Genomic DNA, 1,112 nt, shown 5'->3' with positions numbered 1-1,112 from the left:
CGCTCATGTGGATCCCGCCGCAGACCACGGTCCCGCCCTTGCGCACCGCCTTCAGCGCCGGGGGCACGAGCCCTCCGACCGGCGCGAAGATGATCGCCGCATCCAGCGCTTTCGGCGGCGCCTCGTCCGAGCCCCCGGCCCAGGCGCAGCCGAGCTCCCGGGCCAGGCCCTGGGCCGCCTCGTCCCCAGGTCGCGTAAAGGCGTGGACCGCCTGGCCTTCGTGCATGGCGAGCTGGGCCAGCAGATGGGCGGCGGCGCCGAAGCCGTAGAGGCCGAGGCTCCGCACGGGCCGCGCCTCGGCGGCCTTCTTCCAGCAGCGGTAGCCGATCAGGCCGGCGCACATCAGCGGCGCGGCCTCGCCGTCGGAGAGCCCGTCCGGGACGGGAAAGCAGTAGTCGGCGCGGGCGATCACGGTGTCGGCGTAGCCGCCGTCGCGGGTCCAGCCGGTGAAGCCGGGGGCGTCGCACAGGTTCTCCTGGCCCTCCCGGCAATAGCGGCACCGGCCGCAGGTCTCGCCCAGCCAGGGGACGCCGCGGCGCTCGCCCACCGCCACGCCAGCCACGCCGGGCCCGATGGCGTCCACCACGCCGACGATCTCGTGCCCGGGGATCACGCTGTCGCCCCGGGGCTCCAGTTCCCCGTCGACGATGTGAAGGTCCGTGCGGCATACGCCGCAGGCGCGCACCCGCAGGCGCAGCTCGCCCGGACCGGGCTCCGGGTCCGGCCGCGCCTCGAGCCGCAGCGGCGTGCGCGGCGCCTTCAGAACCATTCCGAGCATCGGGGCCTCCCGCCGGAACCGATAGGGCGCCACAGTGGTCCGGCGTTGACTGGGGTCAAGGAGCCCCGCGCGCCGCCGATGCAGGAGACGCCATGACGACGCGAAACCTCGACGCCCTGTTCCATCCCAAGGCGATCGCCCTGATCGGGGCCAGCAACACCCCGGGCTCCGTGGGCCAAGTGATCGCCCGCAACCTGGTGCAGGGGGGCTTCGCCGGACCCGTGCTGCCGGTCAATCCGCGGGCCGCCTCGGTCGGGTCTTCGCTCGCCTATCCGTCCGTGGACGCCCTGCCCCGCCCCGTGGACATGGCGGTGATCGCCACCCCCGCCCCCAC

Annotated in this window: 2 protein-coding genes; one reads left to right on the top strand and one right to left on the bottom strand. The window is 74.6% G+C overall.

Annotated elements, in window-relative coordinates; genetic code table 11:
* A partial coding sequence (locus V7Z97_RS20525) for an alcohol dehydrogenase catalytic domain-containing protein (RefSeq protein WP_334165491.1) occupies positions 1-778 on the bottom strand: 778 nt, incomplete at its 3' end.
* A gap of 92 nt (positions 779-870) precedes the next feature.
* Here V7Z97_RS20525 and V7Z97_RS20520 point away from each other — a divergent pair.
* Positions 871-1,112 (top strand): CoA-binding protein (locus tag V7Z97_RS20520; protein ID WP_334165490.1); only part of this gene is annotated, 242 nt, incomplete at its 3' end.

The organism is Phenylobacterium sp. (assembly GCF_036821595.1).
Taxonomy (GTDB): Bacteria; Pseudomonadota; Alphaproteobacteria; order Caulobacterales; family Caulobacteraceae; genus Phenylobacterium.
This window is presented reverse-complemented; position numbering and strand designations above follow the sequence as displayed.